This is a genomic window from Bacillus sp. OK048 (assembly GCF_900103525.1).
GTDB lineage: Bacteria > Bacillota > Bacilli > Bacillales > Cytobacillaceae > Neobacillus.
Map to the genome: position 1 here is coordinate 139,766 of NZ_FNHN01000006.1, position 25,047 is coordinate 164,812.

At 38.0% G+C, this 25,047-nt stretch carries 22 protein-coding genes; 9 read left to right on the forward strand and 13 right to left on the reverse strand.

What is annotated here, in order from left to right:
- Positions 1-69: 69 nt before the first annotated feature.
- The gene (locus tag BLR86_RS12780) at positions 70-207 is read right to left on the reverse strand and encodes a YvrJ family protein (RefSeq protein WP_090761969.1); all 138 of its coding nucleotides are present in this window, start codon (positions 205-207) and stop codon (positions 70-72) included.
- Between the two features lie 272 nt (positions 208-479).
- Complete coding sequence (locus tag BLR86_RS12785) at positions 480-671, reverse strand: hypothetical protein (protein ID WP_139185609.1); 192 nt, start codon at positions 669-671, stop codon at positions 480-482.
- Between the two features lie 438 nt (positions 672-1,109).
- On the opposite strand from BLR86_RS12785, the gene BLR86_RS12790 reads away from it, so the two are divergent.
- The 4 genes from BLR86_RS12790 (at position 1,110) to BLR86_RS12805 (ending at position 4,419) form a co-directional block, all read left to right on the forward strand.
- Positions 1,110-1,622 carry a DoxX family membrane protein gene (locus BLR86_RS12790; RefSeq protein WP_090761973.1) on the forward strand — a complete coding sequence of 171 codons (513 nt, stop codon included), beginning with the start codon at positions 1,110-1,112 and terminating at the stop codon, positions 1,620-1,622.
- A 181-nt stretch (positions 1,623-1,803) separates the two neighbouring features.
- Complete coding sequence (locus BLR86_RS12795; RefSeq protein WP_090761975.1) at positions 1,804-2,352, forward strand: 3-dehydroquinate synthase II domain-containing protein; 549 nt, start codon at positions 1,804-1,806, stop codon at positions 2,350-2,352.
- A 197-nt stretch (positions 2,353-2,549) separates the two neighbouring features.
- Positions 2,550-3,458, forward strand: a complete 909-nt coding sequence (locus BLR86_RS12800; RefSeq protein WP_090761977.1) for an EAL domain-containing protein — start codon at positions 2,550-2,552, stop codon at positions 3,456-3,458.
- A gap of 10 nt (positions 3,459-3,468) precedes the next feature.
- A complete protein-coding gene (locus BLR86_RS12805) occupies positions 3,469-4,419 on the forward strand; it encodes a GGDEF domain-containing protein (protein ID WP_254782321.1) in 951 nt (316 codons plus the stop codon).
- Positions 4,420-4,678: 259 nt separating this feature from the next.
- Here BLR86_RS12805 and BLR86_RS12810 read toward each other — a convergent pair whose 3' ends face one another.
- A complete protein-coding gene (locus BLR86_RS12810; protein ID WP_090761979.1) occupies positions 4,679-5,101 on the reverse strand; it encodes an HIT family protein in 423 nt (140 codons plus the stop codon).
- Positions 5,102-5,361: 260 nt separating this feature from the next.
- On the opposite strand from BLR86_RS12810, the gene BLR86_RS12815 reads away from it, so the two are divergent.
- The 4 genes from BLR86_RS12815 to BLR86_RS12830 all read left to right on the forward strand — a co-directional run bounded on the left by BLR86_RS12815 (position 5,362) and on the right by BLR86_RS12830 (position 9,264).
- A complete protein-coding gene (locus BLR86_RS12815; protein ID WP_090761981.1) occupies positions 5,362-5,868 on the forward strand; it encodes a DoxX family membrane protein in 507 nt (168 codons plus the stop codon).
- Between the two features lie 201 nt (positions 5,869-6,069).
- Positions 6,070-6,819, forward strand: a complete 750-nt coding sequence (locus BLR86_RS12820) for a helix-turn-helix transcriptional regulator (protein WP_090761983.1) — start codon at positions 6,070-6,072, stop codon at positions 6,817-6,819.
- 193 nt (positions 6,820-7,012) lie between these two features.
- Positions 7,013-8,377 (forward strand): MFS transporter, encoded by a 1,365-nt coding sequence (locus BLR86_RS12825; RefSeq protein ID WP_090761985.1) that lies wholly within the window; start codon positions 7,013-7,015, stop codon positions 8,375-8,377.
- A 35-nt stretch (positions 8,378-8,412) separates the two neighbouring features.
- Positions 8,413-9,264: a creatininase family protein gene (locus BLR86_RS12830; RefSeq protein WP_090761987.1), complete on the forward strand. Its 852-nt coding sequence runs from the start codon at positions 8,413-8,415 to the stop codon at positions 9,262-9,264.
- 74 nt (positions 9,265-9,338) lie between these two features.
- Here the strand turns inward: BLR86_RS12830 and BLR86_RS12835 are convergent, their stop codons facing one another.
- The 6 genes from BLR86_RS12835 to BLR86_RS12860 form a co-directional block, all read right to left on the reverse strand.
- Complete coding sequence (locus BLR86_RS12835; protein ID WP_090761989.1) at positions 9,339-10,541, reverse strand: CynX/NimT family MFS transporter; 1,203 nt, start codon at positions 10,539-10,541, stop codon at positions 9,339-9,341.
- Positions 10,542-10,697: 156 nt separating this feature from the next.
- Entirely contained in the window at positions 10,698-12,227 is a 1,530-nt protein-coding gene (ahpF, locus tag BLR86_RS12840) for an alkyl hydroperoxide reductase subunit F (RefSeq protein ID WP_090761990.1), read from the reverse strand.
- A gap of 12 nt (positions 12,228-12,239) precedes the next feature.
- Positions 12,240-12,803 carry an alkyl hydroperoxide reductase subunit C gene (ahpC, locus tag BLR86_RS12845; protein ID WP_090761992.1) on the reverse strand — a complete coding sequence of 188 codons (564 nt, stop codon included), beginning with the start codon at positions 12,801-12,803 and terminating at the stop codon, positions 12,240-12,242.
- A 553-nt stretch (positions 12,804-13,356) separates the two neighbouring features.
- Complete coding sequence (locus BLR86_RS12850; protein ID WP_175492881.1) at positions 13,357-15,159, reverse strand: ABC transporter substrate-binding protein; 1,803 nt, start codon at positions 15,157-15,159, stop codon at positions 13,357-13,359.
- A 313-nt stretch (positions 15,160-15,472) separates the two neighbouring features.
- The gene (locus tag BLR86_RS12855) at positions 15,473-16,987 is read right to left on the reverse strand and encodes an ABC transporter permease (RefSeq protein WP_090761996.1); all 1,515 of its coding nucleotides are present in this window, start codon (positions 16,985-16,987) and stop codon (positions 15,473-15,475) included.
- A gap of 13 nt (positions 16,988-17,000) precedes the next feature.
- Complete coding sequence (locus BLR86_RS12860) at positions 17,001-18,401, reverse strand: ABC transporter permease (protein WP_090762313.1); 1,401 nt, start codon at positions 18,399-18,401, stop codon at positions 17,001-17,003.
- 244 nt (positions 18,402-18,645) lie between these two features.
- Here BLR86_RS12860 and BLR86_RS12865 point away from each other — a divergent pair, with 244 nt between their 5' ends.
- Positions 18,646-20,397, forward strand: a complete 1,752-nt coding sequence (locus tag BLR86_RS12865; protein ID WP_090761998.1) for an ABC transporter ATP-binding protein — start codon at positions 18,646-18,648, stop codon at positions 20,395-20,397.
- Between the two features lie 52 nt (positions 20,398-20,449).
- Here the strand turns inward: BLR86_RS12865 and BLR86_RS12870 are convergent, their stop codons facing one another.
- The 4 genes from BLR86_RS12870 to BLR86_RS12885 all read right to left on the reverse strand — a co-directional run bounded on the left by BLR86_RS12870 (position 20,450) and on the right by BLR86_RS12885 (position 24,934).
- A complete protein-coding gene (locus BLR86_RS12870; protein WP_090762000.1) occupies positions 20,450-22,390 on the reverse strand; it encodes an ABC transporter permease in 1,941 nt (646 codons plus the stop codon).
- Entirely contained in the window at positions 22,380-23,141 is a 762-nt protein-coding gene (locus BLR86_RS12875; protein WP_090762002.1) for an ABC transporter ATP-binding protein, read from the reverse strand. Before BLR86_RS12875 ends, BLR86_RS12870 begins: the two co-directional genes overlap by 11 nt.
- A 99-nt stretch (positions 23,142-23,240) precedes the next feature.
- Positions 23,241-24,245 carry a sensor histidine kinase gene (locus BLR86_RS12880; protein WP_090762004.1) on the reverse strand — a complete coding sequence of 335 codons (1,005 nt, stop codon included), beginning with the start codon at positions 24,243-24,245 and terminating at the stop codon, positions 23,241-23,243.
- Positions 24,242-24,934, reverse strand: a complete 693-nt coding sequence (locus tag BLR86_RS12885; protein ID WP_090762006.1) for a response regulator transcription factor — start codon at positions 24,932-24,934, stop codon at positions 24,242-24,244. The genes BLR86_RS12880 and BLR86_RS12885 overlap by 4 nt, the downstream gene beginning before the upstream one ends.
- Between the last annotated feature and the right edge of the window lie 113 nt (positions 24,935-25,047).

Consider the following 25,047-nt stretch of genomic DNA (forward strand, 5'->3'; position numbering starts at 1 on the left):
GTATGAACAAACTATGAACAAAGGTTTAAGGTTCTATTAATATTAACGGGTCACCACAAGGGTTTGTCTTTAGCCCTTCATGCGTTCGGGGAGATTTTGAATCGATTGGACCACCATATCTAGCTTCGATTCAATCCGGTATAGCAAATAGAGGGTGACAACGATTGGAAATCCTACCTCACTAATGATAGGGATCATTTGCTCCAAGAGATTTCACTCCTTTCTTTATTTTAGGCCCCCTTTCACCATATATATAGAAGAAAAAAGGCAAAAAGGACATGGTTGAAAAAATAAAGATTAGGATGTAAGTCATATATGTTTTGAACTATTAATTGAAGGAGGCCTAGAGTGACCGAAAGACACTCGGAAAAGGTGTTTGGGTCAATGCGGGAGTTAAACGATTAATATGAAACCTAATTGGTAGGTTGAAAATGCACCAACAGAAAGAGACCAGCTAAATTAAGCTGGTCTTTTCAAGTTTAATTTAGCTGGGCGACTTTTTCATCAAAATATTCATTCATTCGTTTACTTAGTTGGATGGATAAACTTACATACTCGGAAGTGTTTGGTCCCGTTTGGTTATATAGTTTGCTTAGTTTTATTTTAAGATCGACAATGTCCTTTAGAAGGTTCGTGTTTTCCGATTGAATTAGTTTGTGTGCTTTCATCATACACCTCATATGTATTTTTAAAGATATTGGTTTGGATGGCATGATGATCCATTTCCTACGTTAACGATTGCTGCATTAATTACCAAAACCTTCCCGATAGTAACATAGTTCTGCCGTGATGTGAACAACCATTTAAATAGTAGAAAAATTAAAAAAAGGGTAAATAATTTTAGGATAGTTTTATGCCAAAGCGACCTCCTAACTCGCTACATTTCGTACTCATGAGGGTGGAAAACAAGTTATCCTGTAATAACGTCTAAAGTATAACAAATTAGAAGATATATAAAGACGGACTAACACTCATGCCAGCTGTTCATAGTTCCGTCAAAACATTTCAAACAAACTGTGAACTTAACACTATAGCCATGTTAATAACCATTGATATCCAATATAGTATAAGTATAGAAACCAAGTTAAATTTGAAAGGCGGAATGCTTTATGTTTAACAAATTTTTAAGAGAAAATAAGATCGCAGCAGCTATTCTAACCGTTATTCGTTTATACCTCGGGTACGCATGGTTCACAGCTGGTTTTCATAAAATTACAGGCGGATTCGACGCATCAGGGTATTTAGGAAATGCGATTGCTAATCCAGTAAAGGGTCCAGACGGCAACATGGTTTACAGCTGGTACGTTAACTTTTTAGAAAGCTTTGCCCTACCAAACATTGATTTATTCAACTTCGTCGTTCCTTGGGGCGAAACATTAATCGGTTTAGGTCTTTTACTTGGATGCTTAACAACAGCAGCAATGTTCTTTGGTCTAGTGATGAACTTCAGCTTCTTCTTAGCAGGAACAGTATCTCATAACCCAACAGACATCTTCTTAGGCTTCATCATCTTAACAGCAGGATTCAACGCAGGGAAGTTTGGTTTAGACCGCTGGGTGGTACCATTCATCCGCAAAACATTCAACAAGAAGGCCGCGAACAAAGCAAAAGCAGCAGCATAACTAGTAGTAGCAAAAGGACGATTCGACTCCCCCTCGAATCGTTTTTTTTTTCAATTCTTTTATGAAGCTAATAAGATAACTAGGTAGGATAGTTTCCTTTATTCTAGGATTTTTTTTCATAAAAACCCCTGCAACTCTCCTAAGGAAGCGTAGTATAATAGAAGACTAGGAGTGAGCAGATATGACAGAACTTGAAAATAATGCATTTTTAGAAGTCATTGAAATAAAGGAAATTGGCGAAGGAATGCGGGTTTGCGTTGACTTCGTGGATATCTTGGAGAAATCGGATGGTATGTTTGTGGGCAACACAGGTCATGGATATGTTAAAGTTTTATCAGAAAACCGCCATTCAGAAGGTTATCCCCCACGTCCATTTCGGATTAATTGTGGATCCTTTCATCAATATTTATTTCAACATGGAAAAACCTTGTATCTTCATGAAATTAACCCCGGGGCACAACTAACAATAAACGGGGAAGAGGCTGAAAAATCCATCCCAGTTGGAAGAGTAAAAATAGAAAAAAGACCGTTTATGCGAGTAGAATGCCGTGGTGAAGAGGGAATTATCTCAGCAACTTTACAAAAATCCTCCAGCGTTTATTTAGTTGAAGAGCAGAAAGGTGAAGTTTCTATTCTTGATTTAAAAGCAGGAGATCGAATCATGTGCATTCAGGACAAGCCTGGCCGTCATTTAGGTGAAGAAATTGATGAAATCATTGTGGAAAAATAGCAATAAAAAATCTCATTAAGATGTTTAATGTTGAACCTTATTTTTTTCTAGAGTGGTCGTTTAGACCCCTTTTTTTTATGGGGAAGTGCCATTTTGTCTACTTTTATTTGAAGTTAACGTAAAATCCGACAAAATTTTACATTCTCTTAACATTAGACAAGTAAAATATAAAGTAACCAAATAAAGTAGGTGCAGTTATGTATAGTCAATTACATTCAAATCTAAGGTCTAACCACTTTTATTCTTTTCTAATGTATCTAATCAACAGAAGAAAAAATGATATCGTCTATTTTAAGAGGTTGAAGGAATTACGAAAAATAATAAAAAATCAAGCGTTAGATACGTTTTTTCAACCCATTCTTAAATTAAACTCAGGAGAAACCATAGGATATGAAGCATTAAATCGACCTGCTGCAACCAACCTATTTTCGGACACAGAAACGTTTTATGATTTTGTCGGACAATCTAATCAAGTATTCTTTTTTGAATGTTTTTGTAGAAATCTATCGCTTAAACGTTTTATTGAAAGATACAAAGAGAATAAACAAGAGAGAACTTCATTAATTTTTATCAATATTCACCCCCATGTCTTACTCGACTCTAATTATCATAGTGGAGAAACACTTCAACTATTATCTGGGCTTGGAATTGATCCTAAGCAGGTTGTTTTTGAATTGACTGAGAAAAGTGCCGTTACAGAGTTTGCCATGTTTGAAAAGGTTCTTTCAAATTATCGTGAACAAGGGTTCCGAATTGCCATCGATGATGTAGGATCTGGATATAATAGTCTAAAAACATTAATTTATTTAAAGCCTGAATTTATTAAACTAGATAAAGCACTTATTCAAAATATTGATCAAAATAGAGAGCAACAGCAGTTGGTGAAACTTATTATTGATTATGCGAAGCAATCCTCTACGGAAATTATTGCAGAAGGAATAGAAAGAATAGAGGAATTGGCCTTTCTCTGTGAACAAGGAGTTCATTACGGTCAAGGATATGCTTTAGGTAAACCAAAAGAGGAAATAAAACCAGGGATAATCCCGCAGTATGCGATTCATCATCATGAAATTTCACCGAGAAATTTACTATTAAAAACAGTGTAGTAGAAAGAGGGTGAAAACAATCATTGCATATATAGGTGATCTTGTAGAACAGGTGCCTTGTATTGCCCAATTTGAAATAAATAGTGCTGTGGATAGGCTGTTTAATGAAAATGCAAGAATACAAGGAATAGTCGTCGTAAATAACGAAGTCCCTATTTCTCTTATATCAAGGACACATTTTTATCAAAAATTGGGAACTCAATATGGTTACCATCTCTATATGGGGAGACCGATTGAATTAATCGTGAATTCAGATTCTCTCATTGTCGATTACTTTCAATCCATAACAGAGGTAAGCAAACTAGCAATGGACAGGGAAGAAAAGGATCGATACGATTATGTCATTGTGACGAAAGAGAATAAATATATCGGAGTTGTAAGTATTCAAAGATTACTAATGAAATTAGTTGAAGTTCAGGTAGAATTTGCAAGCGTTTTAAATCCTTTAACCAGGCTGCCGGGGAACCATACCATTGAAGAAAAACTAAGAGAAATTATCCATCAGGAAAAGTTTAGTATTTTATATTTTGATTTAGACCATTTCAAAGCCTATAACGATACATATGGATTTAAAAAAGGGGATAATCTTCTCAAATCTACAGCAGAGCTTCTTAAAAGAGATTTTACTAATAAAGGGTCTTTTTTAGGACATATTGGTGGAGACGATTTTATCGCTGTAGTAGACCATCATGATATCCGTTCTATTTGCGAATCCCTTATTAATGATTTTGATCAGATTATTATTGACTTTTATACTCCCAACCATCTCTCACAACATTACGTAATAGCAGAAAATCGGCAGGGTGTTATAGAAAAAATAGCGCTGGTATCATTGTCTATTGCGATTGTGACCAATCAGGATCAAGCATTTGAAAGTGTGGAAGAATTAGTGGAATATGCAGCAGTTGTTAAAAGAAAATGTAAAAGTGTTAGTGGGAGCTGTTATTTAATCAATAGTTAGTTTTTATATTTGGCTGTGTTAAACAAGGCTGTTGATTTGTGCTCCAGGCGCTTCGCTTTCCGCAGGCGGTCCGGGAAGCCTCCTCGGCGCTGAAGCGCCTGCGGGGTCTCCCCCTGCCCCGTCCTCCTGCAGGAGTCTCGCGCCTTCCGCAAAAATCAACATAGTTATAAAATCAACATTTACCTTTAACACAGCCTTATATTTAAAAATTAACAAGGCATGATATCAACATGTTTGATTCATGCTTTGTTTAATGGTGTTACAAAGCGTTTTTTATTGTTTCAATCATTTCGCTATATTCATTGTCTGTTAGGTATGTTTTCCCAGGGTTCATTTCGAAAGTGGATCCCCAATTTTCTTTGTTTTCGTATTTAGGCACAATGTGCATATGGAGGTGATGTAGTGTATCTCCGTAGGCACCATAATTAATTTTACTAGGATGGAAAGCCTTATCTACTGCAGCCGCAACCTTCTTTACGTCATTCATGAACGCGGCTAATTCATGCTGGTCAAGCTCAAATAATTCCTTTACATGATTCTTATAAACGACATTGCATCTGCCGGTATATGTCTGTTCTTTAAAAAGAAAGACTGTAGATACATCCAGCTTTGCAATTTCAATCATCAGGTTGTCACGTCTTTCATCCTCCATGCAATACATACAATCTTTGTTTAATTCCATCCTTTTCATCCTCACTTATTAGTCTTTTTTTATAAAACTGAGTGTAATTCATTTTTATCCTATCACTTGTTACGTGTTTATGTAAGTAACATATACGCATAAATAGTATGGCATAAATCAGTCACGATATGCTGTTCATTGTTTCGTCAAAACATTTCAAACAAACTGTGAACTTAACACTATAGCCATGTTAATAACCATTGAAATCCAATATAGTATAAGTATAGAAACCAAGTTAAATTTGAAAGGCGGAATGCTTTATGTTTAACAAATTTTTAAGAGAAAATAAGATCGCAGCAGCTATTCTAACCGTTATTCGTTTATACCTCGGGTACGCATGGTTCACAGCTGGTTTTCATAAAATTACAGGCGGATTCGACGCATCAGGGTATTTAGGAAATGCGATTGCTAATCCAGTAAAAGGTCCAGACGGCAACATGGTTTACAGCTGGTACGTTAACTTCTTAGAAAGCTTTGCCCTACCAAACATTGATTTATTCAACTTCGTCGTTCCTTGGGGCGAAACATTAATCGGTTTAGGTCTTTTACTTGGATGCTTAACAACAGCTGCGATGTTCTTTGGTCTAGTGATGAACTTCAGCTTCTTCTTAGCAGGAACAGTATCTCATAACCCGACTGACATTTTCTTAGGCTTCATTATCTTAACAGCTGGATACAACGCAGGACGCATTGGTCTTGACCGCTGGGTAGTACCATTCATCCGCAAGACATACAACAAAAAATCTGCAAATAAGTTATCAGCCTAACCGGAAGTCAAAAAAGGCGATTTGAGCCCCCCTCGAATCGTCTTTTTTAGTCTAATGACCACTTCTTTTATTCATGCTCTCTACTGTTAACAAGCGGGAAAAATACTTTTATCGCAGCATTTCCTCAAGAATCAAATCCGAAATATGGAAAAGAATGATACAATAGGATATTATCGCGTAATACATAAGGCAGGGATTTAGATGAAAGACGATCGACAAACAGAATCTTCCCATTCACCTAAAAGTCGCAACGGGCTTACGAATGAACATATTGAAAATTTACGAATGAAAAGGGAAAAGTTACTCTATGCTATTCAACATAGTGATCAAGAGTTGGTAGCGGAATACAAAATAGTCGTGGCTAAGGTGTTTCAAGGGGATCAATTAAAGATTCTTAGCAGAATTCCAAATGATAAAGTCCGTTCCTTTAAAAATATACTTTTGTCACACAATACCCTTTATAGTTATGTCGCCGAAAAGGGCGGGTTAAGTTCATGGCAAGGTCATTTTATATCCGAAAAGTATGCGATTATGATCGAGCATGCCGAAACCATTTCTGAATTAGATAAGATTCATTCAAATATGATAACCGAGTATTCTGATCCAGCCATCAGAAAGTCTAACAGTAATAACTTAACGATTGTAGAAAAAGCCGAAAACTACATAGAGATGAACTTTGCAGAGGATATTTCTATGGAAGAACTGGCTGCGAAAATACATGTTCATCCTTCCCATTTAATGCGTTCGTTTAAAAAAGAAAAGGGAATCACGATTAGTAATTATCGGAATCTTAGAAGAATCAAAGAAGCAGAAGAATTGATCCGATTCTCCAACCTTTCCATGACTGAAATTGCTATTATGGTGGGGTTTAGCAACTCCCAGTATTTTTCTACGTTTTTCAAGGAGGTAGAAGGTGTAACACCGAAAGAGTATAGAAAAAAGTTTAAGTAATGAATCTTTTCGGGGCGCATGAGAAATCATGCGTCTATTTATGCTGCTGCCACTTGAATGAAAATTACGCAATTATACTATAAATACATGCAATTGTAGTATAAAAATGTTTTTACTATACGATGTATACTTAATTCAAGAAATAAATAAAACGCTTACAAAAAAACAAAAGGACACACAGGGGGGTTACTATATGAAGAAGTTTGGAGTAAAAGATCAAGTTGGCTATATGCTAGGGGATGTTGGAGGAAGTTTCGTTAACTTATATATTGGTTCTTTCTTTATTGTCTTTTGTACGTACGTATTGGGTGTAAGCCCTTACTTTATGGGGACAATGTTTTTAGTCGGAAAAGTATTCGATGCTCTTGTCACAGGAGTTATGGGGACCATTACTGACCGTTTTAGAATAGGGAAAAGCGGAGATAAGTTCTTGCCTTGGATCAGCTTTTCTAAATGGATACTAGCAGCAGCCTGTTTACTCGCTTTTGCAGACATATCAAGTTGGGGTTCTACCGCTACTCACATTTGGGTAGTCGCTGCTTATTTATTCTTCTGTGTTGCTTATACGGCTGATGCCATTCCATATGGTTCATTAGCATCTGTTATCACAAATGATCCTGTTGAACGTACAAAATTATCTCGTGCTCGTTCCATCGGCGGTATGATTGTAGGAGTTGGATTCTTATCTTTTGTTCCAATGTTCATCTATGATAAAGCTGGAAATATCGTTCCCGAGGCATTCTTTTATATCGCGATTGTATTCAGTATTTTATCCTTATTATCCTATACAGGGCTTGTAAAATTAACAACGGAACGTATCCGTGACGAAAAGCCTGCTGGAGCTAAGCCGGAATACGATTTCAAGGATGCCTTTAAAGTAGCCCTTTCCAACAGACCATTAATCGGTATGATGGTGGCAACTCTTGGATCTACGTTAATTATTTCAGGGGTTGCTACTTTAGCTGCTTATGTATTTGCAGAGTTTTATAACATGCCTAGTGCATTTGCGATTAACTCATTCATAAGCATGGGAATTATACTTGCGTTATTCGTTGTTATTCCAAAACTCGTAGCAAAATTCAATAAACGCAACTTGATTCTTGTGACATCAGCATTCAGTTTAGTTGCAACCACTTTAATGACTTTAGTTACGTTTGAAAATGTATATGTATTTGCGGCATTATACAATTTCGCAACAATCGGTTCATCCGTGTTCGTTATGCTAGTTTGGGCATTGGTTACCGACTGTATCGATTACACAGAGTACAAAACTGGCAAGAAAATTGAAGGAACCCTTTACTCCCTCTATTCTTTCGCTCGTAAAGTAGGAATGGGAGTAGGAGCAGCGGTGGGAAGTTACTCTTTAGGTTGGGTTGGATTTGTATCTGGTGCAAAGTCACAACCACAAGAAGTGGCAGAAGGTATTTTAAAAATGTACACAGGTATGCCAGTTGTCGCGTTTATTATCATCCTAATCGGTGTAGGGTTAATCTTTAATCTAAATTCAAAGAGCACAAATGAAATGTATGCCGTGTTAAAAGAAAGAAGAGCGTCGTAAAAGTTAATAAAAAGAAATTGTAGGGAGAGGTTTAAATGCGTACTAGATTCCTTTCAAAAATGACAAATGGGGAAGTCGAGGAATATTTAGATCGAAATGATATTATCTATGTTCCAGTTGGCGTAACGGAAACTCATGGAGCGTTGCCACTGGATTCTGAAACTGTTTTAGCAGAAGCGATTGCTTTAAAAATGGCTGAAGCATCTGATGGGCTTGTTTTGCACAACTTACCTTATTTTTTCCCAGGGGGAACGATTATTGGCCGGGGGACCATTCAAATGAGCATAAAAGACGGAATGGCTTATTTGGATAAAATTGCAAAGTCATTGCTAAAACAAGGCTTTAGAAGACAAGTATATATTACGAGTCATGGCCCAGCTCACATGACAGTAAGTGGCATGGTTCGTGATTTCTTTGATGAAACAAATGTGCCCATCCTGTATATGGATGTATTAAAAGCAGCAGAGGCAGCCAAATTCAATCTGATGGATGCGTTCCATGATATGAGCATTGGTGCATATAAAGTTTTAGGCCGACTAGAAGATGTTCCATTAAATGTACCTGAATCTAATTCAGTTACGTATGATGTGCAGCATATGTTAGCCGGGATGGGTAAGAATCCTGGTAATCTATTAGGAAAATATGCTTATCAATCTGGTGCAGTGGGATCTTACTTTGATGCACCATCCGATCATATGGCTACACCGCTCTTGAAAACACCAGAAGAAAGAGAAGCTTATGCAGATGCAGGTGTTCAAGCGATTAATGAATTTGTAAAGGCATTGGATATGCCGACGATCGTTGAAACATTGCGTCAAGCGGATGTTTATACAAAGGAAAATAGTCTTCATAAATACGGGGAACTTTTGCAAGGTGTAAAAGCTTAAATAACCGGCATTCTTCCTAACGAGCAATAGCAAAAAAGACGATTCATTATCCGAATCGTCTTTTTTCATCGTTCTTATACAAACCTATTACGTCCGGACAGCATGGCAAAAATCATGACGATTACTGAAACGAAGATGAGCGTAGCGATTGGAATGGTCCACAAATGGGCTATATCATATAAATAGCCGATAAACAACGGGCCAACTGCCGCGAGGAGGTAACCTGTCGATTGTGCCATTCCAGATAATGCTGCCGCTTGATTTGCGTTTCGAGCACGAAGTCCGATATACGTTAGAGCTAAGGGAAAAGCTCCTCCCAATCCCAAACCAATTAGGGTGATACTGACAATCAAAATAGGATAGGATGAGCCAAATAATAATCCACTGTAACCCAAAACTGAGCACATCCCTAACATGAAGCCAATCCAAATTTGTGATTGAGTACGTCCAGCTAGAACAGGAATGAAGAAACTTGCCGGTAATCCTACTAACTGGGTTAAAGAAAGCATCCATCCCGCTGTTTCCATACTCATGCCCTGACTATGCAAAATTTCAGGTAACCATGAAATTGTTACATAAAATAAAAAGGACTGAAACCCCATGAAGATAGCGATTTGCCAGGCAAGAGGTGTACGCCAAATTCGCGTTGTGTTAGAGCCTGCATTCTGTTGGAAGACTCTGGTCTCTTTTTTATTCTTTTTGTGAAGAAAGAGCCACACTAGGATTGCCACAACTGCCGGTATCGCCCAGACAATTTGGGCACCCTGCCATCCTAGCTTTAAATTAATGGCTAAAGGAATACTTACTCCTGATGCCAAGGATGCGACTAAGCCCATTGATGTGGAATAAACACTTGTCATTAAACCGAATTTTTCTGGGAATTTGTCTTTAACAATGGCTGGTAATAGAACATTTCCGATGGCGATACCCATGCCAGCTAAAAGCGTCCCTGTAAAAAGAAAGAAAGTCATCGGGATTGAACGAATGAGAATACCGATCAAAAGGAATGATAGACCAATCAGCAATGTCAATTCATTTGTTAGTCGATTAGCTATTTTTGGAACAATCGGAGACAGGAGGGCGAAAATCACTAACGGCAAGCTCATCAATAAACCTGCGCTCCAATGTGATAGTCCAACATCCTTCTGAATCATCCCGACTAAAGGTCCTAATGATGTAATGGCGGGGCGTAAATTAAAGGCTACAAGTACAATCCCCGTAATAAATATAAATATAGAGAATGATTTCGTTTTGGCTTTTGAGTCTAACAACTCCAAAAAAATAACTCCTCTCAGATAACAAACTTTCTAAAGTATAGCATAAACAATGGATTAGAGTCAGAAAGACTCTTCATATCATTTCAAACAAAAGGGAGATTTTTACAGTGAAAAAAGCCGCTACTATCGATAAGATAGCAAGCGGCTTTTGGAAGTTTAATTGCGGATAAGGTAATCAAATGCTCCTAGTGCTGCAGTTGCACCTGATCCCATTGAGATGATGATTTGTTTATAAGCACTGTCTGTACAGTCGCCTGCCGCATATACGCCAGGGACGTTTGTAGCACCGTGCTTATCTACAATGATTTCACCGAAGCGGGTGCGTTCAATCGTATCGCCTAACCAATCCGTATTAGGAACAAGACCGATTTGAACAAAAATACCCTGTAATTCGATATGCTTCTCTGCGCCGGTTTCACGGTTAATATAGGTAATACCATTTACTTTGTCAGTACCGGTAATTTCCTTCGTTTGCGCATTCGTAATAACCGTTACATTCGGTAGGCTGTTCAGACGATCTTGCAGGACAGAGTCAGCCTTTAGCTCTGGAGCAAACTCAAGAACTGTGACATGATTCACAATACCTGCCAGGTCAATCGCTGCTTCAATACCGGAATTACCGCCGCCAATAACAGCAACATCTTTTCCTGCAAACAATGGACCATCACAATGAGGACAGTAAGCTACACCTTTGTTCTTGAACTCGGCTTCACCTGGGACGCCAACATTACGCCAGCGGGCACCCGTTGAAAGGATGACAGCTTTACTTTTTAAAATAGCGCCGTTTTCAAGTTCGATTTCAACGAAGTCTCTCTTTTCTAAACGTTTAGCACGCTGTAAATTCATCACATCAACATTGTACTCTTTGACATGTTCTTCAAGGCTTGCAGCAACTTTAGGACCTTCGGTATATTTCGTACCGATAAAGTTCTCAATACCCATTGTGTCCATCACTTGACCGCCGAAACGTTCAGCAACAATACCAGTACGGATGCCTTTACGGGCAGCGTAAATAGCTGCACTTGCACCTGCTGGTCCGCCGCCAATTACAAGCACGTCGAATGGTTCCTTATCAGAAAGCTCGGATGCATCTACACCAGAACCCATCTTTGCAAGAATTTCATCAACCGTCATACGACCGCCGCCAAAATTTTCTCCATTTAGGAAAACGGTTGGAACGGCCATGATGTTTTTGCTTTCAACCTCTTCTTTATAAGCAGCCCCATCAATCATGGTATGAGTAATACCAGGGTTAAGAAGGCTCATTAAGTTCAGAGCTTGGACAACATCAGGACAGTTGTGACAAGTCAAGCTGATGTAGGATTCAAAGTGATAGTCACCTTTAATGGCTTTAATTTGATCAATGACATTTTGATCCACTTTAGGGGCTCTTCCGCTAACTTGCAAGAGAGCCAATACTAATGAAGTAAATTCGTGTCCTAGAGGTATACCAGCAAAAGTTATGCCAGTATCTTCGCCGATACGATTTACACTAAAGCTTGGTGTTCTTTGTAGTTCTGTATTCTCAACCTTAATGTGGGAGGACATGGCAGCTAATTCTTCTACTAAAAGCAACATGTCGCGCGATACTTCATCGGATCCAGCGCTGACTTTTAGAAGGACATCGCCCTCCATCAAATCTAGATATTGGGCTAACTGTGCTTTAATATCTGCATCTAGTAACATTTTATCTACTCCTTAAATTTTTCCTACAAGGTCAAGGCTTGGCTTAAGAGTTTCTGAACCTTCTTGCCATTTAGCTGGGCAAACTTCACCTGGGTTGTTACGAACATATTGTGCTGCTTTAATTTTGTTTACAAGTGTGCTTGCGTCACGGCCGATACCGTCTGCATTGATTTCCATAGCTTGTACAACACCATCTGGATCAATGATGAACGTTCCGCGTTGTGCAAGACCTTCTTCTTCATCAAGTACATCAAATGCACGAGTAAGTCTTTGAGATGGGTCACCAATCATCGTATATTGAATTTTGCCGATAGCAGGTGAGTTGTCGTGCCAAGCTTTGTGTGTGAAATGAGTATCTGTTGATACAGAGTAAACTTCAACACCTAGATCTTTTAATGTTGGATATTCATTTTGTAAGTCTTCTAATTCAGTAGGGCAAACGAATGTAAAGTCTGCTGGATAGAAGCAAACTACACTCCACTGACCTTTAAAGTTTGCATCTGAAACAGTGATAAAATCTCCGTTCTTGTATGCGTTAGCTGTGAATGCTTGTACTTCTTTACCGATTAATGACATAATCAATTTCCTCCTAAGTATATGTTTTGAAAATTTTTCCTCAAATATAGTAAAACTTAAATTAGAATAATTCTAATACAGTTATTATTATCGTATAGTACCGATGTTTTGTCAACTAGAAAGTTTCTAATTGAGAAAGTTTCCAAGGGGGCGGTTCTTCTGGCTTAAAAGAACCAGGAGAACCGAACCGTCCCCTTGGTATTTTCTACTTAAAGTGCTTTTTTAGTCATCGGTAGGAATAATCGAAGAAATTTTGTTCTGTGGCTCTTTATTTTAGATAAAACATTATAAGGAGAATCCAACAAATTTCAAAAAACGGATGGTGTTCGTCACCATCCGTTTACATTTTACTTACTTGATATTTATTTTTTTGGCTGTGTTAAACTTGGCTGTTGATTTGAGCTCCAGGCACTTCGCTTTCCGCGGGCGGTCGGTGAGCCTCCTCGCCGCTGTGCGACTGCGGGGTCTCACCCTGACCTGCTAGTCCCGCAGGAGTCTCGTGCCTTCCGCTCAAATCAACAGGTTATAAAATTAACAGTATCATTTAACACAGTTATTTTTTTAAGAATTCTTTTACCTTGTCTGGATCTGCTTTAAGCTCGTTTCCAGTTTTTACGATTGGGCTTACCGTTGATACGGCTTTGATTTTCTTGCCTTGGTAGTAGCTAATGATTTCATCTTGATTAATCGAGTAAAGGACTGCTTTTCTAAGGTCTTCGCTCTTAGCTACTTCACGATTTTTTGTGTTGAAGAGCAGGTACGTTACACCGTTGCTTTCCATGCTTTGCAGTTTCAGCTTGCTATCACTCTCTACAACATCCTGTTTGTTTTCGGGAACGCTGTATAATACATAAATCTCGCCGTTGCGTAATGCTGAAATGGAGCTATCGATATCTTTGATGAATCGAAGCTTAATGTTTGAGATTTTAGCTTCGTGCTCAGTTCCCTTCATATAGCCAGGGTTTTTGTGAAAAATCGCTTCGTAATCGTTTTTATAAGAAAGGATGTATGGACCACTTGCGTATAACGTATTGTTAAATTTATCCCCTTCTGTAACTGTGTTTTGGTCACCGTAAGGAATGTCCTTGGTTACATCGAAGGATGCAACATCGTATGTGTTGATGCTTTCAACTTGCTTTTTAGAAACAATTCCGGCAGATTGGTGTGCCAAATAGTTAAGCACTTGCGGGAATGGCTCTGTTGTTGTTACTTTTACAACCTGATATTTACCTTCTTTATTACTCGCTTGAGTTTTATCAGCTACAAGCGTGGAAATAGGCGTATCCAAGCCTTTTTCAAGTGCTTCTCTTACTGATTTATCGCTGCCGGATTGCTTTGCCTTTTCAAGCGCGCTTAAATCCGTGACAACTTCTGCCGTTTTAATATGCTCATGCAGGCTGTATGTGCGGTGATCTGGTACAGAGTTTTTATCCTTTGCACGATCCAAGGAGAAGATGACATCATCAGCACCAACACGCTCGTCTGTGTCGACAGCTTTCTTATCCGTTATTTTGGCAAAATTAATATCGTCTCTTAATAAGAAGTAATACTCAGAGTTGCCATCTGCAATGCTATAGTTGCGTGATAAAGATCCATCTGCTGTAATTTTATCATCATCGGTTAAGTTAATTAAACGAACATACATATTCGTATTAATCATGTTAATGGAACCATCATTGCCCTTAATGGGGTCAAGTGATGTTAGGGTTGGCATCGCTTGCGATAAAATAAACGGCTCCGTTACACGCTTGGCTGCATCGTTGAAGTCTATTGTTTCCCACACCATGGAACGAGATTTTGATAGTCTGACTGATTTTGGATTTAACACGTCTTTATTGATCGCTTGTGTTTTTAAAGAAATATAAAGTGGCGCGATATAGGCTTTATCAAAGACAAGACGCTGTTCCAATTCTTTATATGTTTTTACATAGTCCTTGGCAGTTTGCGTGCTTGCTTTGTCAATCAGCTTATCGATTTCAGGATCAGCCATAATGCTGTAATCCCCTCCGCTTTTGAAAAGGGAACGGACGGCATAGTCCGGGTTTCCTGTAACGGTTGTCCAGCTTGATAAAGCGACGTCAAAATTTCCTGCATCTTGCTGTGCTTTATAACTGCCATAGTCTGGCTGAATATTAAGCTTCACTTTGAAGCCGTTCTTTACGAGCTGATCGCGGACAATATTCAGGTCTGCTTCACCACTGCTCATTCCAAGAACTTCAATTTCCACTTGCTCACTTGCATTACCGCCTGATTTTGAATCAGATGATGGTTTCTCTGCCACATCAGATTTTGTTTTTACACATCCCGCCAACAGTAAAACGAAAGCGAGGAGTAAAGGTAAAAGGGTTTTCTTCATAATAATTTCCTCCTTAAAATATAGGCTCTGTTATAACTGAATGTTGATTTCACGCTGTTCGAAATATAAGCGGAGAAATTCCGTTTATATTGTGAAATACCCATATTTCCCTTAAAATAAGCGGAGTTTTTCCGGTTATACGATCCAAATCGATGGATTTTGTCTTATTTAGAGCAGTTAAGCGGAATATCTCCGCTGATTTCTGCCTCTAAAGCCTCTACTATAGACAATAACCGGAAATTCTCCGCCTATGAATTCTCATACCTAAACGAAAATCAACAATGGGTAATAACATAGCCAAAATATAAAACTATTAATCTAGCTTTGGATCCAGGGCATCCCGGAGTCCGTCTCCCAAAAAGTTAAAGGATAAGACAAGAGCAATAATCGCGAGTCCCGGATAGATGGCAAGATAAGAATGGGACTCCAGATAGGTGCTTCCAATCTTTAAAATATTACCCCATTCCGGAATATGAGGCTCGATCCCAAGTCCTAAATAACTTAAACTGCTTGTCGCAATAACCGCTCCGCCAATCGTTAGCGTAGCTTTTACAATCATCGGGGCAAGCGAGTTGGGCACCACCTGTTTAAAAATGATGGATAGATTACTTGCACCGAGCGCCCTGGCAGAGTCAACATATTCATAATTTGAAACCATCAGCACATTCGCGCGCATCGTTCGTGCGTATGTCGGAATCGATCCAACGCTTAGGGCGATGACAAGTGTCACGGTGTTGGAACCAAACGCAGCGATAATCACAATCGCTAGCAATATACCGGGAATAGCGTACAAAATATCAAGCACACGCATGATGATATTGTCGGTGCGCTGGCCGTAATAGCCGGAAATGGCCCCCAGTATACCTCCGATTATGAAAGGAATTGCCGTTGATAAGAAGCCGACAATCAGAGAGATTCTGGCTCCGAATACAATTCGTGAAAATAAATCCCTGCCAAAGTTGTCCGTGCCAAGCGGATACACAAGACTTGGAGCTTGAAGGATGGCGCTGTAATTATTTTCAATCGCCATCCCATAGTCAAATGTCAGGTAACTGCAGACAGAAATGGCAAATACAAATACGATGAAAAATAAGCCAAGCATCGATGTCGTATTACTGGTGATCTTCTCCCAAACCTTGTACCACTTTCCGGTACTAGGATTTTTGCGGTTACGTTTTTCCATTAACATGTTCCAGCCAAGTACGAGTGCGAACAGGTTACCTGTTAACGCAGTCAGGAGAAGAGGGATGCCGATAAAAGGCTTCCATCCCGCCACTTTTGCGCCCTTTTTCTCCTTCGCAATCAGGAAAAGGACCGTTAGCTGAAACAGAGCGATGATGAGGAAGACAAACATCGCCGGTAGAAACGTGTCTGAAACATAAGGCTTAAACAAATTGAGTGCTGATACGGCCATTACAAAAAACTGAATCAGCAGCATGTAAACAGCAAATACATATTCAGGCGTTTTTTTCTTTTTTATTAATTGAAAAGCAAAGGCTGCGACAAAAATATTCCCTGTAAAAATACTTAAAAGCTGGATATAGCCTAACATTCTTGTTGACTGCCTAATCAGCCCAAGCTTTTTCAAATCCTGCTTGATCTTTAAGGTAATGATTATTTGGATGAGTGTAAACAATGCATAGGCAGTAAAGACTCCAAATACAACAGGCTTGATTGCCATCTCTGAAAAATCGATACTGCTTAGTAGAAATACAACAGTCAGTGCAAGCGATGTTATCCAAGTAAAGCTTCCTTGTGTATATTCAGGAGATAGTTTTAGCGCATGCCTCTTATAAAAGCTTTCATTTTCTTTCAAGATTTTAGACATCACTTCACCTGCTTTACGATTGTTTCATTTTTGAACGGATGCGAGGGTCGAAAAACGCATACAAGATGTCAATGAATAAATTCACTAATGAAATCGTGATTGCGACATAGACGACTCCGCCCATAATACTAGGAATATCAGGAATGAACTGTTTGTCTACAATGTAACTTCCAATCCCGCTGATATTAAAAACCTTTTCGGTAACAGCCGCCCCTCCAAGCATTCCGCCAAACATCAATCCGATTACGGTAATGACAGGAATCATCGCATTCCCGACAGCATGCTTCCAGAGCACTTGCCGTTGATTCAGGCCCTTTGCTTTGGCTGTAATAATATAATCCTCATTAATTACTTCAAGTGTCGATGATCTTGTCATTCTCGCAATGGAAGCAGTTAGACCTGTCCCAAGAACGACGGCCGGCATAATAATTGAAAGCCAGTTTTCTGGATTGAAGGTTGCTGGCAGCCATTGTAATTTAATCGAGAAATTTAAAATAAAGATTAGCCCTTGCCAAAAGTTAGGAATAGATAAGCCGATAAGAGCGATAAACATGAACGTATAGTCCAGAAAAGAATTTGGTCTTGTTGCTGAAATAATTCCAATTGGTATTGCAATGACAATCGCCATGATCATTGCGATTAATGTCAGAATTAATGTAATCGGAAATTTCCTGGCAATGCTTGCTGCAACCTCTTCATTCCCTGAGAAGGATGAGCCTAAGTCAAACGTAAAAATTCCTTTTAGTGCATTCCATAATTGAGTCAGGTACGGCTGATCAAGTCCATACAAGTGGTTAAATGCAGCAATTTGTTCCTTCGTAGCTGTTTCGCCCAGGATATTTGCTGCCGGATCTAATGGTGATATGTACAAAATAGTAAATACGAAAAAAGCAACGCCAATAATAACGAATATACTCATAATAAGCCGTTCGAAAATGTATTTTACATACGGATTGCTATAAAGCAAAATGAAGATATACATTGGCAAACCAGGTATAAAGGTTAAACATAAAAAAAGCGGATTCAATAGCAGCGTTTGAAAAGTAGATTGAAAGGTTAGCCTTTTTTGCCCATGCTTTTCTAATATAGTTTCTGTTGTTTCGATTACTGTTTTTTGTAATTGTTCCTCCGCCCATTTCTCTGCCAGCTGATTGGTTTTAGCTTCATCAACCTTTTGACCGAAAAATGCCTGCTTACATTGCAGCTGGTTCTTATACTTAAGTGTTAATTCTTCCTTAAACCCTGATTCCAGTAATTCTTGTCTACTTTTTTCTACTAAAGAAGAATATGCATCTCTTTTTTTCTTATTTAAATAAATAAGGAATACAATAAGCTGAACGGGAAGACCAAGTATGAAAAGAACCCATTTATAAGATGGATGCAGCTGCATCTTGGCATATGTACGGCTAATCATGTCGGAAAAATTTGAACCCTCATGAACACGGTTACCTTTTGCTGCGTTGGCAGCTTCCATTGAAACGACCTCCTCTCTCAATAATTCCAATTGCGTAATTCCGATAGAAATAGTATACTTTAATCTTGGATAATGTCAATATAAAGTTATTTTACTATATTGTAGTATTTCATAGAGCAACAAAAACAACCTAAAAGTAAATTATAGGATTTTGAAGATAGACTATTTGGCAGGTGGGAAAACAGTGGATCCAATTTTGAAGGTAAATAATTTACGGGTATCATTTATGTCCCGAGATGAAGAATTTGAAGCAGTACGCGGCGTGAGCTTCGAGGTAAGAAAAGGGGAAACATTAGGGATTGTTGGAGAATCAGGAAGCGGTAAGAGTGTTACTGCCCGGTCGATTATGCGACTGCTGCCATCTCCGCCTTCCTTCATGAAAGAGGGAGAAATCTTATTCTTAGGGAAAAATCTTGCCGATAAAACGGAAAAAGAAATGGAAAGCATTCGCGGCCGTGATATCGGGATGATTTTTCAAGACCCAATGACTTCCTTGAATCCGACGATTCGGATTGGGAAGCAAATAGCCGAAAGTTTACGAAAACATCAAAAATTATCGAAGAAAGAAGCGAAGAAGGAAGCCATTGAATTACTGAAGCTTGTAGGGATTCGTAACAGCGAGACACGCTATAATCAATACCCGCATGAATTTTCTGGAGGGATGCGCCAACGGGTTATGATTGCCATCGCCCTTGCCTGCCGACCAACACTATTAATTGCGGACGAACCAACTACAGCCCTCGATGTAACCATACAGGCGCAAATCTTAAATTTGATGAAACATATGCAAGAGCAATTTGGTACATCAATTATTTTAATTACACATGATCTGGGTGTTGTTGCTGGTATGTGTGACCGTGTGGCGGTCATGAAGAATGGAGAAATTGTTGAGTCAGGTACGACGGAGGAAATCTTTGAAAATCCGAAGCATCCCTATACATTAAAGCTATTACATGCACTGCCTCGGCTTAATGAGAAAAAGAAGCCGAAGCGTACTCCGCTAATTTTGCCTGGCACTGATTCAAGCAAACCATTACTTGATGTCCGTTCGCTCAAGCAATATTTTGATTTAGGTAAAGGAAATGTATTAAAAGCGGTAGATAATATTAGCTTCCATATTAAGCCGGGTGAAACGCTTGGGCTCGTTGGTGAATCCGGATCCGGCAAATCGACAACAGGAAGAGCTGTTTTACGTCTGAATGAACCAACTGGTGGTGAGGTTTTATACCAAGGGATTCCAGTGAACCGGCTTTCGCAAGGTGAAATGAAAGTGATGCGCCGGCATATGCAGATGATTTTTCAGGATCCGTATGCCTCGCTTAATCCACGCTTTAAAGTGCTTGATATTATCGGGCAAGCATTGGATATTCACAAACTCGCAGATAGTAAGGATGCGAGAAAAAAGAGAGTCGAAGAGCTGCTAGATATGGTGGGGCTTGAGCCATCACATGCTTTACGCTATCCGCATGAATTTTCCGGCGGGCAGCGGCAGCGGATCGGAATTGCGCGTGCACTTGCGGTGGAACCAAAATTTCTCGTATGTGATGAACCGCTGTCCGCACTTGATGTATCCATCCAATCTCAGGTCATTACATTGTTAGAAGACCTACAGCATCGCCTTGGGTTGACTTATTTATTTATTGCACATGACCTTTCAATGGTTAAGCATATAAGTGACCGTGTCGCAGTCATGTATGCCGGAAAAATCGTAGAACTTGCCGAAAGCGAGGAGCTCTATTCGAACCCGCAGCATGCCTATACAAAATCCCTGCTCTCTGCCATTCCAATTCCCGATCCGAAGATCGAAGCGAAGAAGAAAAGAACGTTAATGGAAGAGCAGACAGATGAAGATAAATATCACTTGCATCAATCTGAGCTCGTTGAGATAAGTAAGGGTCATTGGGTCGCTATGCCGAAAGTAGTTGCAAATGTATAGTTATAAATTGGGCTCCAGTCATAGTAGACTGGAGCTTTATCTTTTTCTATGATTAAAGTGCTTCTTTAATCACCTTTTTGTAATAGAGGACGGATAGTATACCGAAAATTGAGTATAATGCGGTATATAATAACATGACAATTATCATTGGTGTCCATAATTCAGTACCAAACATGAACCAACCAGATTTTACGGCAAAATAACTATGGGCTAAGCCAATCACTAAAGGGATACCAAAATTAAAGATTTGTTTAGCTTGAATGCCTCTTAATAAGTCTCCTTGTGTAAATCCAAGTTTTCTTAATATCGTATAATTTGGCTTTTCTTCTTCGCTTTCATCCATTTGTTTAAAGTATAAAATACAACCAGATGTAACTAAAAAGGTTAATCCTAAAAATCCAACGATAAACATGATAAGCCCCATGTTTCTTTTCTGCTTATTGCTCATTTCTAGAAGCGAATCATTTTTACCAGTAAAAGTCATATTTTGAAAAAGATCATTCGCTTCTTCCAAATTACTTTCATCTTGCAAATCAATTCCAATATAAAGAGTCGATTTTTTTTGAATTTCTAGGTCAATATCTTTTTTCAATCGCTCAAAAATAGATTCGTCCACAATGGCGACGGGTAATCCACCGCTTGTAAAATAGTATGATACGATGTAATCCTTCCTTAAGCCTAAATATTTTTGCGGGATCACTTCATTTTTTCCTTTTAATTGGATTTGACCTGAACTGTTTAGTGGCATAAATTTTTGTAGTAAATCATTATAACCGGTAAAAAGGGTTTCCTCTGCAGATAAATCGATACTATTGACGGCCTTGTCACTGATGACAGGAATGGTCATGTTCTTTAGATCAGAATTTAGCTCCTCTAAATTTTTTTCCGTTATTTTTTCTAAGTTTGCATTTACCTGAATGACATCAATCATTTTTTCGATATACTTAATTTCATTTCCTTCTAATGCTTCTTTAAAATTTTCAGCATCTTGTTTATTTGTCATTGAAAAATCAGCAACCACATTATTTTGGGCTAATCTTTCTGCTGAGTAGTGCGAAATATAGCTTAAGGATAACAAGCCGATAGCAAGTGCGGATACGGTCGTAATGATTGTTAATAATAAAGCATTTGATTTCATCCGAAACATAATGGATGAAAGAGACAATACTTCATTAATCGTTAAATAACCGCCTTTCTTTTTTCGAATCACATAAAAGATAAAGCGAACAGATCCTTTGTAAAAAAGATAAGTTCCAAAAATAACAGATGCTAAAATGAAGAGCATGGCTAAGAATAGTTCATTCATTGTTGTAAAGTCCCCACCAAATAATTTGGATGAAATATAATAGCCTAAAAGGATCATTAAGATACCTATCATTCCGTATAACATTTCAAAAATGGACACTTTTTTTACTTTTTCTTCTGTCGATGAAAGAACTCTAAATAAAGATAAGATACTTTGTCTTTTAATAAATATATAATTCATCAACATGATAAAGAGATAGATAACAGCAAAAACCACAATAGTTTTAACCAATGCTTCTGTTGAAAATCTTAATGTGGCGACGGCCTCTACACCGGTAATCTTAAATAAGATCATCATGATTAATTTTGAAATAGAAAATCCGATAAAAATCCCAATGATTAAGGAACCGAAATATAGGATTAAATTTTCAACTGTAAGAATGCGAAAAATTCTACTTTTCGTCATTCCTATTAATTGAAATAAACCGATTTCTTTACTGCGTCGTTTAATAAAAATGTTATTTGCATATATAAGAAAAATCGAGACGATCGCAACGAGTAAAACGGATGCTGCCTGGAGTGCAGCTGCACCTTTAATCGAACCTTTTGATTCATCCATCGAAGGGTCATATTGAAGTGTGACAAAGGCGAAATAGAGAGCTGCCGTAAAGATTAAGGCAAACACATAGAGATAATAATTTTTCACATTCTTTTTCAGGTTTTGAACGATGAGTTGGTTAATGCTCATTTTGCACCCCGCCTAATACCCCTTGTGTTTTCATGATGTCATGAAAGAAGTTCTGTCTCGATTCTTCACCCTTTATTAATTGAGTATAAATTTGTCCGTCTTTGATAAAAATAACCCGATTGCAATAGCTTGCAGCGACAGGATCGTGAGTGACCATTAGAACCGTGGCATTTCGTTTTTGATTTAAATCGCTTAGTTTGTTTAACAAATCTGAAGCAGATTTTGAATCGAGCGCTCCGGTTGGTTCATCAGCAAAAATAATACTTGGTTCATGAATAAAGGCTCGAGCTGCTGATGTACGTTGTTTTTGTCCACCGGAAATTTCATTTGGATATTTATCTTTAATGTCATAAATGCCGAGTTCTTCTGCCAAAGTACGAAATTTATGATCTGCTTCGCTCTTTGGTGTTTTTGTAATCGATAATGGTAAGAGTATATTTTCTTTCACTGTTAGTGTATCTAGTAAATTATATTCTTGAAAAATAAAGCCTAAATGATTCTTTCGGAATTCTGCTAGTTGCTTTTCCTTCATTGCTGTCATTTCTTTTCCTTCGACGCTAATTGTCCCATTACTAACCTTATCAATAGAGGAAAGAACATTGAGCAAAGTTGTTTTCCCTGAACCCGATGCTCCCATGATACTAACAAATTCCCCTTTTTTAATGGTTACATCCAGGCCCTTCAGTACTTCTTGTTTGTTAAATTTATTGCCATAGCTTTTATGAATTTTTGTTGCTTCTAATATATTCATATCCACACACCCCATGATTTGATAGTTTTAGTATAAATGGCTTTGTTGTTCAATTCCTTCGATTGACAATACAAATAATAAAAGCATGTGACACTTTTGTCACATGCTTGTGATATGAAGGAATTGATTTCTTTTTGGAAAGATTAAAGTAAAAGTTGTACCAGTTCCAAGGGTTGAATGTACATCTATATTTATTAATAATGGCTTTGCTGCTCTTTTTGCTAAATATAACCCCATGCCTGTTGCAGCATTATCTTGATGTTTTGCGGTTGATGTAAAGCCTTTATCAAATATACGAGATAAATCTTTTTGATCGATGCCGCGGCCAAAGTCTTTTACCTCAAGAATGGTTTGTTCATCTTGTTGATAGCTTTTAATGATAATATCGGAAGCATCACTATATTTTATTGCATTTGTTAAAAGCTGTCTGATGATAAAGGTCAGCCATTTGGAATCACTAAGTACTTCTTTAACCTCTATTTGTAAATCAAAGCCCATTCCTTTTTGAATACACCACGATTGTAAATCTTTAATTTCCTTCGTAATTAAGACGGCTAAATCGATAACCTCAATATACAAATCATTTTCTATAAATGGTATACGTTTTTGATGAAGCTGCTGGTCTAGTAGTAGATGAATTCGCAACCATTCATAGGTTAATTGAGATTTCATTGTTTTATTGTCTATACGATCAATCATTAATCGTAAAGCTGTTAACGGTGTTTTCACTTCATGAATCCAAGATAATAATTGATCCTTCTCCTGCTCTAGGGAAATCAGATTTTGTGAAGCAATTTGTTTCAGCAATTCAGTCTGGTTCGTAACCGCATTCTCAATGATTTTTTCAAAAGGACTCTCTGGACTAGATATACTCGTTAAATCAAGATTGTTTTCCCATGCTTCAATACTTTTATAAAATTTTGTTTCCTTATTGTAACGGATGATTAAAAATAGGATGAAAATAATCGTTGATAAAAAGACAATATAGACGATAGGTAATAATGGGATTGCTGTATCAAAATAAGAGACTAGGATGATAAAGAATTGTAAAAATAAAAAGAGAAGAATCCAGCTGATCCTTTCAATTAAATATTTTTTGATCATCTAAAATTCCCTTCCTCTATAGCGATATACCCTTGGCCAACTTTTGTTTCGATAAACTGTCCTAAGTCAAGCTCCTCCAGTTTTTTTCGTAATCGGTTTACATTGACAGTTAAGGTATTATCACTTACAAAGCGCTCATCATCCCATAAGCTTTTGATTAATTCTTCTCGACTAACTATTTTATTCTTCTGTTCAATTAGTAGTTTTAAGATATAAATTTCATTCTTTGTTAGCTCAATTGATCCTGAGTCGCTTACGACAGTATTTTTCTCAAAATCTACTGTTGCACCGCACCATGTTCTAAGTGAAATTGGTTCATTATTGTAATTATATACTCGCCGAAGTATCGCCTGTATCTTCGCAATGAGTACATCAAAATGAAAAGGTTTTTGAATAAAATCATCTGCACCAAGCTGCATGGACATAACCATATCGGTAGGATGATCACGTGAAGATAAAAATAGAATGGGAACGTTCGAATGGGATCGAATCATTCGACACCAATGAAACCCATCAAATTTTGGCAATTGAATATCAATAATGACTAAATCAGGCCTTATTTCTGTAAACTCTTGAATCACTTGACCAAAATCAGCAATACCATATACATCGTAAGACCACCCAGACAACCTATCTTTGATTTCATTAAATAATGTTTCATCATCTTCAATTAGCAATAATTTAAACAAACGATTCACCGCACTTTTTACTTTTCCTTACTTAAATTGTACAGGAAAAATTTTCTATATGCTAGAGTGAAAAGCCATGAGGACTTTGGGAGCATTACTAATCTCGTGTTATT